This window comes from Thauera sp. 63, from assembly GCF_000310165.2.
GTDB classification, from domain to species: domain Bacteria; phylum Pseudomonadota; class Gammaproteobacteria; order Burkholderiales; family Rhodocyclaceae; genus Thauera; species Thauera humireducens.
In genome coordinates this window covers 105452-119546 of sequence record NZ_AMXC01000002.1, presented here as the reverse complement: position 1 = coordinate 119546, position 14095 = coordinate 105452, and the positions used below count along the sequence as shown (strand labels likewise).

Annotated in this window: 12 protein-coding genes; 5 read left to right on the top strand and 7 right to left on the bottom strand. The window is 65.4% G+C overall.

The window, feature by feature from the left end:
- Positions 1-3: 3 nt before the first annotated feature.
- Positions 4-1101, top strand: a complete 1098-nt coding sequence (gene hemH / locus C664_RS02710) for a ferrochelatase (protein ID WP_004252973.1) — start codon at positions 4-6, stop codon at positions 1099-1101.
- Position 1102: 1 nt separating this feature from the next.
- Here hemH and C664_RS02705 read toward each other — a convergent pair whose 3' ends face one another.
- A complete protein-coding gene (locus tag C664_RS02705) occupies positions 1103-2467 on the bottom strand; it encodes a serine/threonine-protein kinase (RefSeq protein WP_004252971.1) in 1365 nt (454 codons plus the stop codon).
- Between the two features lie 187 nt (positions 2468-2654).
- Between C664_RS02705 and C664_RS02700 the strand changes: the two genes are divergently transcribed.
- From C664_RS02700 to ubiG, 3 genes are all read left to right on the top strand, one after another.
- Positions 2655-3974, top strand: a complete 1320-nt coding sequence (locus C664_RS02700; RefSeq protein ID WP_004252968.1) for a TRZ/ATZ family hydrolase — start codon at positions 2655-2657, stop codon at positions 3972-3974.
- A 103-nt stretch (positions 3975-4077) separates the two neighbouring features.
- Positions 4078-4788: an OmpA family protein gene (locus C664_RS02695; protein ID WP_004252965.1), complete on the top strand. Its 711-nt coding sequence runs from the start codon at positions 4078-4080 to the stop codon at positions 4786-4788.
- Between the two features lie 120 nt (positions 4789-4908).
- Positions 4909-5610: a bifunctional 2-polyprenyl-6-hydroxyphenol methylase/3-demethylubiquinol 3-O-methyltransferase UbiG gene (gene ubiG / locus C664_RS02690; RefSeq protein WP_004252963.1), complete on the top strand. Its 702-nt coding sequence runs from the start codon at positions 4909-4911 to the stop codon at positions 5608-5610.
- A gap of 28 nt (positions 5611-5638) precedes the next feature.
- Here ubiG and C664_RS02685 read toward each other — a convergent pair whose 3' ends face one another.
- The 5 genes from C664_RS02685 to C664_RS02665 all read right to left on the bottom strand — a co-directional run bounded on the left by C664_RS02685 (position 5639) and on the right by C664_RS02665 (position 11482).
- Positions 5639-6649 carry a DUF475 domain-containing protein gene (locus C664_RS02685; RefSeq protein ID WP_038010827.1) on the bottom strand — a complete coding sequence of 337 codons (1011 nt, stop codon included), beginning with the start codon at positions 6647-6649 and terminating at the stop codon, positions 5639-5641.
- Between the two features lie 107 nt (positions 6650-6756).
- Complete coding sequence (locus C664_RS02680) at positions 6757-7428, bottom strand: LutC/YkgG family protein (RefSeq protein WP_004252959.1); 672 nt, start codon at positions 7426-7428, stop codon at positions 6757-6759.
- Positions 7429-8868, bottom strand: a complete 1440-nt coding sequence (locus C664_RS02675) for a LutB/LldF family L-lactate oxidation iron-sulfur protein (protein ID WP_004252956.1) — start codon at positions 8866-8868, stop codon at positions 7429-7431.
- A 1-nt stretch (position 8869) separates the two neighbouring features.
- Positions 8870-9685 (bottom strand): (Fe-S)-binding protein, encoded by an 816-nt coding sequence (locus tag C664_RS02670; protein ID WP_004252954.1) that lies wholly within the window; start codon positions 9683-9685, stop codon positions 8870-8872.
- A 99-nt stretch (positions 9686-9784) separates the two neighbouring features.
- The gene (locus tag C664_RS02665; protein ID WP_004252951.1) at positions 9785-11482 is read right to left on the bottom strand and encodes an L-lactate permease; all 1698 of its coding nucleotides are present in this window, start codon (positions 11480-11482) and stop codon (positions 9785-9787) included.
- Positions 11483-11842: 360 nt separating this feature from the next.
- Between C664_RS02665 and C664_RS02660 the strand changes: the two genes are divergently transcribed.
- Complete coding sequence (locus C664_RS02660) at positions 11843-12616, top strand: GntR family transcriptional regulator (RefSeq protein ID WP_004252950.1); 774 nt, start codon at positions 11843-11845, stop codon at positions 12614-12616.
- 89 nt (positions 12617-12705) lie between these two features.
- Here the strand turns inward: C664_RS02660 and C664_RS02655 are convergent, their stop codons facing one another.
- Positions 12706-13899, bottom strand: coding sequence for a lytic murein transglycosylase (locus C664_RS02655; RefSeq protein ID WP_004252948.1), 1194 nt, complete (start codon positions 13897-13899; stop codon positions 12706-12708).
- Between the last annotated feature and the right edge of the window lie 196 nt (positions 13900-14095).

Here is a 14095-nt window from a genome sequence, read left to right as displayed (position 1 = left end):
CCAATGGCTTGCTACTGGCCCGAACCCGCCTACCAACACGGCACCGCGGCACGCACCGGCGTGCTCCTCGTGAATCTCGGCACGCCCGAAGCCCCGACAGCTGCCGCGCTGCGGCCCTATCTCAAGCAGTTCCTGTCCGACCCCCGCGTCGTCGAGATTCCCCGACTCGTGTGGTGGCCGATCCTGAACGGCATCATCCTCAACACCCGCCCGGCCGCATCGGCCAAGAAGTACGCCAGCGTGTGGATGAACGAGGGCTCGCCGCTGAAGGTACACACCGAGCGCCAGGCCAAGTTGCTCGCCGGCTACCTGACCAAGGCCGGTCACCCGGATCTCGACATCGATTTCGCGATGCGCTACGGCTCGCCGTCCATCGCCGACCGCCTGCAGGCGATGCGCGCACGCGGCTGCAGCCGCATTCTGGCCGTGCCGCTCTATCCGCAATACTCGGCGAGCACCACCGCGACGGTGGTCGACGAGGTTTCGCGCTGCATGGGCCACATGCGCAACCAGCCGGAACTGCGCTTCGTGCGAAACTTTCACGACGATCCCGGCTACATCGAGGCCCTGGCCCGCAGCGTGCGTGACCACTGGATGAAGAACGGCGAACCGGATCGGCTGGTCATGAGCTTTCACGGTGTGCCGCGCCGCTCGCTCGACCTCGGCGACCCCTATCACTGCGAGTGCCACAAGACCGGCCGGTTGCTCGCCGAGGCGCTCGGCCTGCCGCGCGAACGCGCGCTGGTCACGTTCCAGTCGCGCTTTGGCAAGGCGGAATGGCTCAAGCCCTATACCCAGCCCACGCTCGAGGCGCTGGCTGCGCAAGGCGTCGGGCGCGTCGACGTGATCTGCCCCGGCTTCGTCGCGGACTGCCTGGAGACGCTGGAGGAAATCGCCATGGAGTGCCGCGAGGCCTTCCTCGAGCACGGCGGCAAGGAATTCCACTACATCCCTTGCCTCAACGAGAACCACGAGTGGATCGATGCGCTGACCCGCCTGAGCATCGCACACCTCGGAAACTGGCTCGAAATCGGGCGCCCGGACGAGGCTTCGCTGGCCGCAGCCCGCAGTCGCGCCATGGAAAAGGGTGCGACGCGCTGAGTCAGTTGTCGATCAACTGCAGGTCAAGACCGCCCGTTGACGTGAATTCTCCACGCACCGCTGGCGGTCCGTCTTCCGACATCCGTTTCGCCAGCTGAGCCATGCGACGCACGATCACGGTGGTCAGCTGGCGCCGGAAGCGCTCGAGCACTTCTTCGCTGGCCAGCGCGAGCGCCGACGGATTGATCTCGAGGTAGGTCAGTGGCGTCAGCGACACCACCGACATCGAATGCTTGTGCTCGAGGTGATCGAGCCAGGCCTGGGCGCCGAAGACTTCACCATGTCCCAGTTCCATGACCTTGCGTCCATCGACGGACAGCTCCACGCTGCCGTCGAGCACGATGCCGAAGCGTTGATCCGTGTCGCCCTCCCGGACCAGCGTCACGTGCTTGTCGACCTTGCGCCAGCTGCAGATGCGCAGCACTTCCCACAGCTCGACATCCTCGAACTCGGTGAAGAAAGCCACCTTGCGCAAGCGCGCGAAGCGGCTGGTGTCGGGCGGCACGTAGCTGTCGTCCAGGATCTTGTAGCGCACCGCGGCGAGATCCTTCGCAAACTCCGCACCATTGCGATAACGCGAATAAAGGTCCTTCTCCAGCGCCTTGCGGATCACCGCATCCATCTGCTCGGGCACGTCCGGGTTGAGCTGTGATACGGAAGGCGGATCCGCGTTGATGATCTTGTAGACCAGCTGCGCGGGGTTGCTGGCGCGGAACGGCAGGCGCCCGGTCAACAGGTGGAACAGCAGGACGCCGAGCGAGTACAGGTCGGTCTTCTGGTTGAGCGGATAGCCCTTGATCTGCTCCGGGCTCATGTAGGCCGGCGAGCCGACCCCCATGATGAAGGTCGAATCGGTGTCCACCTTCTTGTTGATGTTCATCGCCAGGCCGAAGTCGGTGATCTTCACGTTGTCCTGATCATCGACAAGGATGTTCGCCGGCTTGATGTCCCGGTGCACGATGCCCTGCCGATAGGCATGATCGAGCGCCATGCAGCACTTGAACACGATGCCGATGGTGCGATGGATCGGCAGCAGGTTCTCGAAGCTGCAGTAGCGTTCGAGCGAGCCGCCGGGAAAATACTCCATCACCACGTAGGCCTGCGTGGTCTCGATCGACGCGTCGAAGATGCGGATGATGTTCGGATGGTTCAGGCGGCTCGACACCGCCTCCTCGGCCTTCAGCAGCTTCAGCAGGCGACGGTTCCACTTCGCCTCGTCCTTGATCTTGTCGTCGAAGCGGACGTGCTTGAGCGCAACGGGCTCGGGATAGTCGGGGCTCTCCGCCAGATAGACGATCGCCGTCGCACCGCGTCCGATCTCGCGCACGATCCTGTACTTGCCGATCCTGTCCGGGGTTTCGCTCATTGCGATCGAGACGGCGATCAGACACCGCCGTTTTGCTTAGAAGTCGCCTGATTGTGGCACGAAGTCGCGCCCGCCGGCACTGCGTTCCAGCGGGCGCGGGCATGTCTCGATTGTTCCACGCACAGCGGCATGCCTACAATCGACCACCCCCGCAGCCTGCCGTGCTGCGCCGCCCCAGGAGCTGCGCTTGAGCGAACCCATCGACCTGCTGATTCACCCGCGCTGGACCATCACCGTCGAACCGGCCGGTGCGCCCCTCGAGGACCACGCGGTCGCCATCCGCGACGGCCGCATCATCGCCGTCCTGCCCATGGACGAAGCCCGTCTTCGATTCCAGCCGGACGAGACGGTCGAACTACCGCAACACGTCCTGATACCCGGGCTGGTCAATCTCCATGCGCACGCGGCAATGAACCTCATGCGCGGGATCGCCGACGACCTGCCGCTCATGCGCTGGCTGCGGGAAGCGATCTGGCCGGCGGAGAGCCGGCACGTATCCGCCGCCTTCGTGCGCGACGGCACCCTGCTCGCGGCAGCCGAAATGCTGCGAGGCGGCATCACGACCTGCAACGACATGTACTTCTATCCCGGCGCAGCGGCCGAAGCGTTTGCCGAGGCGGGAATGCGGGCCGTCGTCGGCATCGTGGTGCTCGACTTCCCCACGCCGTGGGCGAGCGATGCGGACGACTATCTGCGCAAGGGACTGGAGACACGCGATCGCTTTGCCAAGCATCCCCTGCTGTCCTTTTCCGTGGCGCCTCACGCGCCCTATACGGTGTCCGATGCGGCTTTCGAGCGCGTACGCGCACTGGCGGATGAGCTCGGCACAGGCATTCACATCCATGTCCATGAAACGGAGACCGAGATCCATGAATCGCTGGCGACCCACGGCGTGCGCCCCCTCACCCGCCTGGCCCGCCTGGGCGTGCTCGGCGAGAACACGATCGGCGTGCACGCGGTGCATCTCGCCGACATGGACGTCGAACTGCTCGCCCGACATGGCTGCAGCGTCGCGCATTGCCCCACATCGAACATGAAATTGGGCAGCGGCATCGCGCCCGTCACGCGCCTGCTCGAGGCCGGGATACGCGTCGGCCTCGGCACCGACGGCGCCGCGAGCAACAACCGCGTCGACCTTTTCCAGGAAATGCGACACGCGGCCCTGCTGGCCAAGGTCGCAAGCCTGGACGCTGGCGCCCTTCCCGCGCACCGTGTGTTGGCAATGGCCACGATCGACGGTGCACGGGCGCTCGGCATGGAAGCACTGATCGGTTCGATCACGCCGGGCAAGCAGGCCGATCTGTGCGCCGTCGACCTCGGTGGTCTTCTTACGCAACCATGCTTCGACCCCGTCTCCCACCTCGTGTATTCGGCGGGTCGCGAACACGTCACACATGTATGGGTAAATGGCGAACTCCGCGTGAACAAAGGCGTTCCGCTGTTGCATATTCACGACAAAGAATTGCTCAGGATCGCAGCGCTATGGCACACTAAGCTCGCTAATTGAACTGGATACAGTCGTTCAATATCGACGCGAATTCAGCTTCACGGCTGCTTTCACTTTCCGTTGCAGTGGTAAATCCGGCGACTCGCCCTTCAAAGAGGAAACCATGATCAAACAAACCAAGAAGCAGATGTTCATGCTGGCCGCCATCGCCTCGATCGGCTTGTCCGCTCCCAGCGCCTACGCGCAAGTCAAGGATGTCGTGGTCGACGGCAAGGGCGAAATCCCCTACGTCATCGACGCACGCAACGTCGTTGCCCGTAGCGGTACCGGCCTGTGCTGGCGCACTGGCTACTGGTCGCCGGCTGCCGCCTCGACCGCCATGGCCGGCCAGTTCCCGGTTGGCTGCGAGTGCGACAGCGACATCGTCGCCAAGGACAAGTGCGTTGCGCCGGTCGCTGCTGCCAAGCCGGCCCCCGCTCCTGCCCCCAAGCCCACCGCTGACAAGATCAAGCTGGCTGCCGACGCCCTGTTCGACTTCGACAAGGCCACGCTGAAGCCGGAAGGCCGCGCCAAGCTGGACGACCTGGCCGCCAAGTCGAAGCAGCTGAAGCTGGAAGTCATCCTGGCTGTCGGCCACACCGACCGTCTGGGCTCGGATGCCTACAACCAGAAGCTGTCCGAGCGTCGCGCTGCCGCCGTGAAGACCTACCTGGTGTCGAAGGGCGTCGAAGCCAACCGCGTCTACACCGAAGGCAAGGGCGAGAAGCAGCCCGTTACCGGCAACAAGTGCGACAACGTGAAGAACCGCAAGGCTCTGATCGAGTGCCTGCAGCCGGATCGCCGCGTGGAAGTCGAAGTCATCGGCTCCAAGTAATCGGTTTTCCGATGCGCGAAAAGCCCTGCTTCGGCGGGGCTTTTTGTTTTTTGGAGTGCCGGATCGAAACGCACGACGATTCACGTGGTCTCATTCAACCCATCCCCCGGACGACAGACGATGAGTGCAATCAACGCCGACCCTGCCGAACTGCAGAAATTCAGTGAGCTCGCCCACCGCTGGTGGGATCCCGCATCCGAGTTCAAGCCGCTGCACGAGATCAACCCGCTCCGCCTGGGCTGGATCAACGGAAAAGCCGACCTCGCCGGCAAGACGGTGCTGGACGTCGGCTGCGGCGGCGGCATCCTGGCCGAAGGCATGGCTTCCGTCGGCGCCCGCGTCACCGGGATCGACCTGTCGGAGAAGGCGCTCAGCGTTGCACGCCTGCATCTGTTCGAGAGCGGCCACAGCGTCGATTACCGGCTGGTGAGCGCGGAAGCCTTCGCCGAGGAGATGCCGGGCCATTTCGATGTCGTGACCTGCATGGAAATGCTCGAGCACGTTCCCGATCCCGCCAGCACGATTGCCGCCTGCGCGCGCCTGGTCAAACCGGGCGGACACGTCTTCTTCTCGACGATCAACCGCAATCTCAAGGCGTATGTGCTGGCCATCATCGGTGCGGAATACGTGCTGAATATGCTGCCGCGCGGCACGCACGAATACGCCAAGTTCCTCAAGCCGTCCGAGCTCGGCCGTTACTGCCGCAATGCCGGCCTCGACACGCACGAACTGATCGGGATGAGCTACAACCCGCTCACCAAGGTCTATTCGCTGGGCCGCGATACCGACGTGAACTACCTGCTGCACACCCGCCGCGGCTGACGCCGCCGCAGCCGGCGGCGGGCCACGCTCAGGCGATGGCCCGCCGGTGGCGCAACGAACTCCAGAACGCTGCACCGATCAACACGGCGCCGACCAGGCCGGTGAAGACCTCGGGGATGTGGACGTGCACACCGATGAACATCACCGCCGCCAGCGCACCGATCGCCCAGAATGCGCCGTGCTCGAGGAAGCGGTAGGCGTTGAGTGTCTCTCGATAGACCAGCATGAGCGTGAATGAGCGCACGAACATCGCGCCTACGCCCAGGCCGATCGCGATGATCGGCAGGCTGTTCGTCAGCGCAAAGGCGCCGATCACACCGTCGAAGCTGAACGACGCATCGAGCAACTCCAGGTACATGAAGCCGGCGAAACCGGTCTTGGCCACGACCTTGCCGCCCTCGCCCTCCTCGCCGCCCAGAATCGCCCCCAGACCGTCAGCGATGATGTAGGTGATCAGCCCCCACACACCGGCGACAACGAACTCCACGCGCTTCGTGTCGCTCTCCAGGTAGGCGGCGCTGCTCAGGATCGCCAACAGCGTGAGCAGGATCTGCGCGGCTTCGAGTCGCCCCAGCTTGGTCAGCGGCTCCTCGAGGATCTGCAGCCAGTGCAAGTCCTTGTTGCTGTCGACGAAGAACTTGAGGAAGACCATTGCCAGGAAGGCGCCACCGAAGGCGGCGATCTCGTGGTGGGCGGACAGCAGGATGCGCGCGTATTCGGCTTCATCGAACAGCGCGAGGTCGATGACCGCCATCGGCCCCATGTCGGCCACGACACCGACGATGGCGAGCGGAAACACGATGCGCATGCCGAACACGGCGATCAGGATGCCCCACAGCAGGAAACGCTGGCGCCACTTCTCGTCCATGTGCTTGAGGACCGTGGCATTCACCACCGCGTTGTCGAAGGACAACGAGGTCTCGAGAATGGCGAGCACGACAACGATGAAGGCGCCGGACCATCCCGCCAGCAGAAAACCACCGATGACGCCCAAAACGGTGACGAGGATGGACCACTTGAAATAGCCGAGATCTTGCATGTGCAGCCAGGAAAGGATGAAGGCCGGCAAAACGCCCGGCCTGAAGCTCGCGATTCTAGCGAAAGTCCTCGATCAACGTCGTGTCGCTTGCAGCGCCGCCCCCCTGATCAGGCGTCCTGCAGGATCAGGACCAGCAGTTCCTTCGGTCCATGCGCACCATAGGCCAGAGTCTGCTGGATATCGGCGGTCTTCGACGGCCCCGAGACCAGCAGCGCGTTGGTCGGCAGCCCGCCCGCCCAGCCTTGCGTGTGCATGGCCTCGAACAGATTGTCGAATACCTCGCTCGCCTTCAGCAGCGCGATGTGCAGGGGCGGCACCAGGCTCATCAGGCGCGGCTCCTGCGCCGTCGGCCACACGATGAGGCTGCCGGTCGCGGCAATGCCGCCCAGCGTCCCGGTCAGACTCGCCGGTGTATGGAAGAAGAGTTCGTCCTTCCAGTCCTCGACCGGGCGGTCATAGGCCTTCAAGCGCAATGAACTCCCGTTCAGCGCGAGGTAGCCCGCGAATTGCTGCCCATGCGCAGTGGCCGGCGACACCAGCAACTCGTCGATGCCGCGCTCGACCAGCGCTGCCAGCGCCAGCGCAGGCCAGTCGGCGGAGGTCGTCAACCGGGTTTCGCCATGCACGGCCTCGAGCACTTCGCGCAGACGGTCGAGACGCTTGTCCGGCGCGTAGCGCCAGGGCACGGTGACGAGCGCCTCATCGTAGTCGTCAGCAACTGCCGTCGTGCCCTCGAGGCTGCCGCGCAGCTTGGCGAGGATGCGTTCCTTGGCGCTCATTCATTCATCTCCCAGGTGGTCGCGCGCGAGTTCGTGCAGGCTGCGCGCGGCCGGCTTCGGCGGCGCATGGTGTTCGGTCCAGGGGCCGATGTTGGATGGCATCAGTCCTCGCAGGCGGGTGCCGGCGAAACGTGCGACGCGATACAAGCCCGGCGAGGTATTCACTGCCTTCCACGCCTTCCAGATCATCCTTTCCTTCGCCGAGTACTTGGCGCCCTGCCCGCGCATGTGATGCGGCCCTTCATCGGGGGCGCGCACGGCCTCCTCGCGCAGGCGGCGCAGCAACGCAGGAATCGGGATCTTGACCGGACACACTTCGCCGCAGGCGCCGCACATCGACGAGGCCGTCGGCAGGTCGCGCGTCTTCTCCAGGCCCAGCATGTGGGGCGTGACGATCTTGCCAATCGGGCCGGGATAGACGGTGCCATAGGCATGACCACCGATGCGCGTATACACCGGGCAGTGGTTCATGCACGCGCCGCAGCGGATGCAGTTCAGCGTCTGGCGCAATTCGCCGTCGGCGAAAGCTTGGCTGCGACCGTTGTCGAGCAGCACCAGGTGTACTTCGCGCGGGCCGTCGAGCTCATCGGCCTTGCGCGGGCCCGAGATCATGTTGACGTAGGTGGTGATCGGCTGGCCGGTCGCCGAGCGGGTCAGCAGCGACAGCAGCGGAATGACGTCGCGCAGGTTCTCGACCACCTTCTCGATGCCGGTGACCGCGATGTGCACCGGCGGCACCGTCGTCGACATGCGGCCGTTGCCCTCGTTCTCGACCAGCAGCAGCGTGCCCGTCTCGGCAATGGCGAAGTTAACGCCCGACACACCGATATCGGCCTCGAAGAACTTGCGCCGCAGCGTCTCGCGCCCGATCTGGATCAGCCGATCGACGTCCTCGGTGTAATCGACCTCCAGCTTGTCGTGGAACAGCGAGGCCACCTGCCCGGCGTTGAGGTGAATCGCCGGCATGATGATGTGGGACGGCTTCTCCTCGCGCAGCTGCACGATGAACTCGCCCATGTCCGACTCGAGGCAATCGACGCCGCGGTCGCCGAGGAAATGGTTCATCTCCATTTCCTCGCTGACCATCGACTTGCCCTTGATGACCTTCTTCGCCTCATGCGCCTGCACGATCGAATGCACGATCGCGTTGGCCTCCTCGACCGTCTCCGCCCAGTGCACCTTCACGCCGTTGCGCGTCAGGTTGGCCTCGAGGCGCTCGAGCAGGTCGGGCAACTTCGACAGCGCCCGCGCCCGGACGCGGTTACCGAAGGCGCGCAGGCGCTCCAGCTCGTCGGTGTCCGGAAACTGCGCCAGGCGTTTGGCCATCAGGAAATCCATCGCACCACGGAAGTTGCGGCGCAACTGGCCATCGCCCAGCGCCTCGCGCGCGTTGCGCTTGAACTCGATCGGTACGCCGGGCAGGTCGGCAAGATTGCTCATGTCACTTTCCTCCGGTGCGACGCAGCAGGAAGCTGGCGAGATGCTCGCCGCGCAGCGACTCGCCCTGCTTCTCGAAGGCGCCGTTGATGTTCAGCAGGCAACCGCAGTCGGCGCTGACCACCTCAGCCGCCCCCGACCCCTTCAGCGCCGCAGTCTTGTCCTTGACCATCGCACCCGAGATGTCCGGCATGCGCACGCTGAAGGCGCCGCCAAAGCCGCAGCATTCGCTCTCGTGGTCGTGGTCGAGGCGCTCCACCCCCTGCAACTGCGCGAGCAGCGCACGGCCATGGACATGGGTGTTCATCTCGCGCCGTGCCGAACACGAGGTATGCAGCGCCACCTTCACCGGCGCCCCGGTGTCGGCGAGCTTCACGCGGCACACCTCCAGCAGGAACTCGGCCAGCTCAAAGGTGCGCGCGGCCAGCGACTCGACCTGCTTCAGCGTGCCGGGCTCGTCCTTGAACAGCTCGAAATAGTGGTGACGGAACATCCCCGCACAGGAGCCGGACGGCACCACCACCGGCCACTCGCCCGCGAACAGCGCCAGTTGCGCCCGTGCCACCTCGCGTGCTTCTTCCGTATAGCCCGAGGTATAGGCCGGCTGGCCGCAACAGCTCTGCGCCTGCGGGAAGTGAACCTTGATGCCCTCGCGCTCGAGCAGGCGGATCGCGTCCATGCCCGCGTCGGGAAAAAACAGGTCGAGTACGCAGGTGCCGAACAGGAAGACGTCGCTCGGCTTGGCGGGATAGCTGCGCGGCGCCTGCAGCGGCGGCGCCACGCGGGTGGCGTTCGGTGCGGCAGCGGTTTGATGGCTCATGCGGAGTGCCTCCGTGAATGTCTTCTCAATTGTGCAGCAGCCGCGAAAGACGCACGACTGCTGATAACGCTAATACGCGGGATCATCCCGGTCCGGCGCTCAACCCGCGACCAGCGGGTCGGAGACGCCCAGCACATAGAGGGCGACCATCGCGATGATGCCGGTCATCAGCACGTAGTACACCGTCGGCCAGAAGGTCTTGCGCAGGATCGCGCCTTCGCGTCCCAGCAGGCCGACGGTGGCCGATGCCGCCACGACGTTGTGGATCGCCACCATGTTGCCGGCGGCGGCGCCGATCGCCTGGATCGCCACGATCAGCGCGCCGGAGATGCCGAGCGTGCTCGCTACGCCGAACTGGAACTGGCTCAGCATCATGTTGCTGACGGTGTTCGAGCCGGCGATGAAGGCGCCCAGCGCCCCGACCGAGGGCGCGAGCAGCGGATAGACCGTGCCAACGCTGTCCGCCACCCACTGCGCCATCGCGATCGGCATGCTTGGCAGGCCGGCCGCGTTGACGCCCGAGTTGATCAGGATGCGCACCATCGGCACAGTGAACAACAGCACGAAGCCCGCGCCCAGCAGCACACGCGAGGACTCGCCCACGGCCTTCACCAGCGAGCGTGCATGCATGCGGTGCAGGAAGACGGTGACCAGCACCACTGCAACCAGGATGCCGCCCGGCAGATAGAGCGGCTGAAAATCGGCCTTCATGCCCTTTTCGCCCAGGATGTCGGAGAAGACGATGACCACCGACTTCATCGCCCCGCCGATCTCGGGAAACACGCGGCTCAGCACCAGCAGCGCACCGACCAGCACATAGGGCAACCAGGCACGGAATACGCTGATCGGCTGGTGATGCGGCAACTGGTCGAGTTTCATCTCGACACTGCCCATCCACTCGCTCGGCCAGTCCTTCGCATCGGCAAAATCCCAGGTCTTCTTCGGCACCAGGAAACCGGCACGCGCCGCCGAAGTCACGATCGCCAGGCCGACGAGACCGCCGAGCAAGGAGGGGAATTCGGGACCGAGGAAGACCCCGGTGAAGGCATAGGGCACGGTAAAGGCGAGACCGGCGAACAGCGCGAACGGCAGCACCTCCAGCCCGGCCTTCCAGCTCTTCTCGCGGCCGAAGAAGCGGGTCAGCATCAATACCATGATCAAGGGCATCACCGTACCGACGAGCGCATGGATGATCGCCACGTTGCTGGTGATCTGCTGCAGGAAGAGCTCCCAGCTCGATCCCCGCCCGGCAAGCTGGGCGCCGATCGCGGCCGTGTCCAGCCCGCTGTTGACGCCGATGATGATCGGTGTGCCCACCGCACCAAAGGACACTGGCGTGCTTTGCACCAGCATGCCCAGCAGCACCGCCGCCAGCGCCGGAAAGCCGATGGCCACGAGCAGTGGCGCGGCGATGGCCGCCGGCGTGCCGAAGCCCGAGGCGCCCTCGATGAAACAGCCGAACAGCCAGGCGATGATGATGGCCTGGATGCGGCGGTCGGGGCTGATGGTGGCGAAGCCGGCGCGGATCGCCGTGATGCCGCCGGAGTACTTCAGCGTGTTCAGCAGCAGGATGGCGCCGAAGATGATCCACAGCACCCCGATCGTGATGACCAGGCCCTGCAGGGTCGAGGCGAGCACGCGGTTCAAGCTCATGTCCCAGACGAACAGGCCGATGCCCGCCGTCAGCAGATAGACAAGCGGCATCGCCCGCTTGGCCGGCCAGCGCAGGCCGACCAGCAGCAGCGCTGCGAGCAGGATGGGAGAGAAGGCGAATAAGGCGAGGGTTCCGGCTTGCATCGATGTCGCTCCGTCAGACTCGCGCCGCGCGCACCAGAGGATGCGCGCGCATCCCGATTCCGTTGAGCCGCATCTTCATCAACCTACTCCCTCAGAGGTTTCCATGTGGAAAAATTGGTCAATTGGTCTTACCATTTGACCAACTGTTGCGCTAGAGTAGGCGACTGAATTCAAAGAGTCAATCGAGGAAATCAGCAAATTGGATGAGAAGATAAGGCCGGATTCCGCCGAACGCCCGTGCCGCCGTCGATCGGGAAACAGCGCCCGATCCGGCACCATCGCGACAACCAGAAACATGCACGGTCGTCTTGCGTTCGGCGCCACGACGCCGACCATCGCCAACCTGCAAGGAGCGTCCACATGAAGGCACCCTCGCTGCAACAGCGAAGACTGTCGGACGACATCGTCGAACGCATCGAAACCCTGATCCTGGAAGGCACGTTGAAACCGGGCGAACGGCTGCCGGCCGAACGCACGCTGGCCGAGGAGTTCGGCGTGTCGCGCCCCTCGCTGCGGGAGGCCTTGCAGAAGCTGGTCGCGCGTGGCTTGCTGCTGAGCCGCCAGGGCGGCGGCACCTTCGTCAGCGCCGAGATCGGCTCATCCTTCCGCGACCCGCTGCTCGCCCTGCTCGAGAACAATCCCGAAGCCCAGCGCGACCTGCTCGAGTTCCGCCATACGCTGGAAGGCTCCTGCGCCTACTACGCCGCCCTGCGCGCGACCGCGCCGGACCGCGAGCGTCTCACCGCAGCCTTCGACCGCGTCGTGGACTGTCATGCACGTCCGCCGGGCAAGGTCACCCGCGCCGAGGAAGGCGCTGCCGACGCGCACTTCCACCTTGCCATTGCCGAGGCCAGCCACAACGCCGTGCTGCTGCACACCATCCGCAGCCTGTTCCAGTTGCTCGAGCGCAGTGTGGTGACCAACATCGGTGGCATGTATCCGCAAGGCAGCGACGTGCGCGACGCGCTGATGGACCAGCACCGCGAACTCTACCGGGCGATCATGGACGGCCGCGCCGACGATGCGCGTGCGCTGTCGAGCCGCCACCTGCTCTACGTGCAGGACGTGCTGGCCGAAGCACAGGATGCGGTGCGCCGGGCCGAGCGGGCCAGCCGCCGACGCGCCCCGGCCTGAAGACTGCGACTGCCGCCCGGTCGGGCACGCTCAACCCGCGCGCGCGATCGGACGTACACTCCGAGCAAAGCGCGGATGTGCAGGAAGGGCTACTTCCGTACTGCGGCGCGCAAGGCGTTGAGCGCCTTCTGCCCGGCCCGCCCATCGGGCTCGAGGCCCAGCTCGACCTGCACGGCCTTGAGCGCCTCGCGCGTGCGGCTGCCGATCATGCCGTCCGCTTCGCCGATGTCGTGGCCGCGCGCGATCAGCAGTGTCTGCAGTTCCCGCCGCTCGGCGCGCGACAGGCCCGGATCATCCGTCGGCCAGGCGGTCGCGAAGGCGCCGCCGCCCCGCAGCCGGTCGGACAGGTGGGCGATGGCCAGTGCATAGCTTTCAGCCGCGTTGTACGAATACAGCGCATCGAAGTTGCGCGTGACGAGGAAGGCCGGTCCGCCCACACCGGCCGGCAGCAACAGGCCTACCGGCGTCGCCCCTGGCGGCAGCGCCCCGCCATCGACACGTTTCACGCCGCGCGCCACCCACTGCTGCATCGGCTGCTTGTTGCGCCGGCCGGCGTCCGAGGTGTCGAAACCCGCCGGCAGGGAAACCTCGAAGCCCCAGGGCAGCGCGCTGTTCCAGCCCGCGCGCTTGAGGAAATTCGCCGTCGAAGCCAGCGCGTCCGGCACGCTGTCGACCAGGTCGCGACGGCCGTCGCCGTCGAAATCCACGGCCAGGCGCATGAAGGTCGAGGGCATGAACTGCGTGTGGCCGAAGGCGCCGGCCCACGAGCCGGTCAGGCGCTCGGGCGCGACGTGGCCTTCCTGGACGATCTTCAGCGTGGTGAAGAATTCGCCGCGGAAGAAGGGCTGGCGCCGCCCGAAGCAGGACAGCGTCGACAGCGAGGTGAGCAACGGACGCGAGCCGAAGTTGCGCCCGAAGTTGCTCTCCACGCCCCACACCGCGACCACGGTCGCCGGATCGACCCCGTATTCGGCTTCGACCCGCGCGAGGACGTCCTGCCACTGCGCCAGCATCGCCCGCCCGTCGGCGACGCGTTCCGCATCGACCAGGCCGGCCAGGTAGTCCCAGATCGGGGTGACGAACTCGGGCTGGGCGTCGAGGAAACCGACGACCGCCATGTCGGGCGCCAGCGCAGCCGTGTGCTGATCGAAGGTCGCCGTCGTCACGCCCTTCGACGCGGCTTCGGCGCGCAGCTCGCGCAGGCAGCTCGCGAAGGCCTCTTCGGAAGCCAGCGACTGCGAGGCGAAGGCAGACAGGCCGGACAACGCGCCTGCCAGCAGCATGGCGCGCAAAAGCCCGCGGGTTGGAGGCGCCGTCAGGGGCGTGCGGAATGCAGCGGGAAAAGGGCAAGAATGCAGTGTCGTGTTCATGGGCTGAATTCTAATCGCGACAGCTGCGGCCCTCGCACTCAGGCACATTTCGAAACGACCTGCTTCTCTGGACCACGCCTCGCTGGGCCACCCTCACCTCAGCACCGTG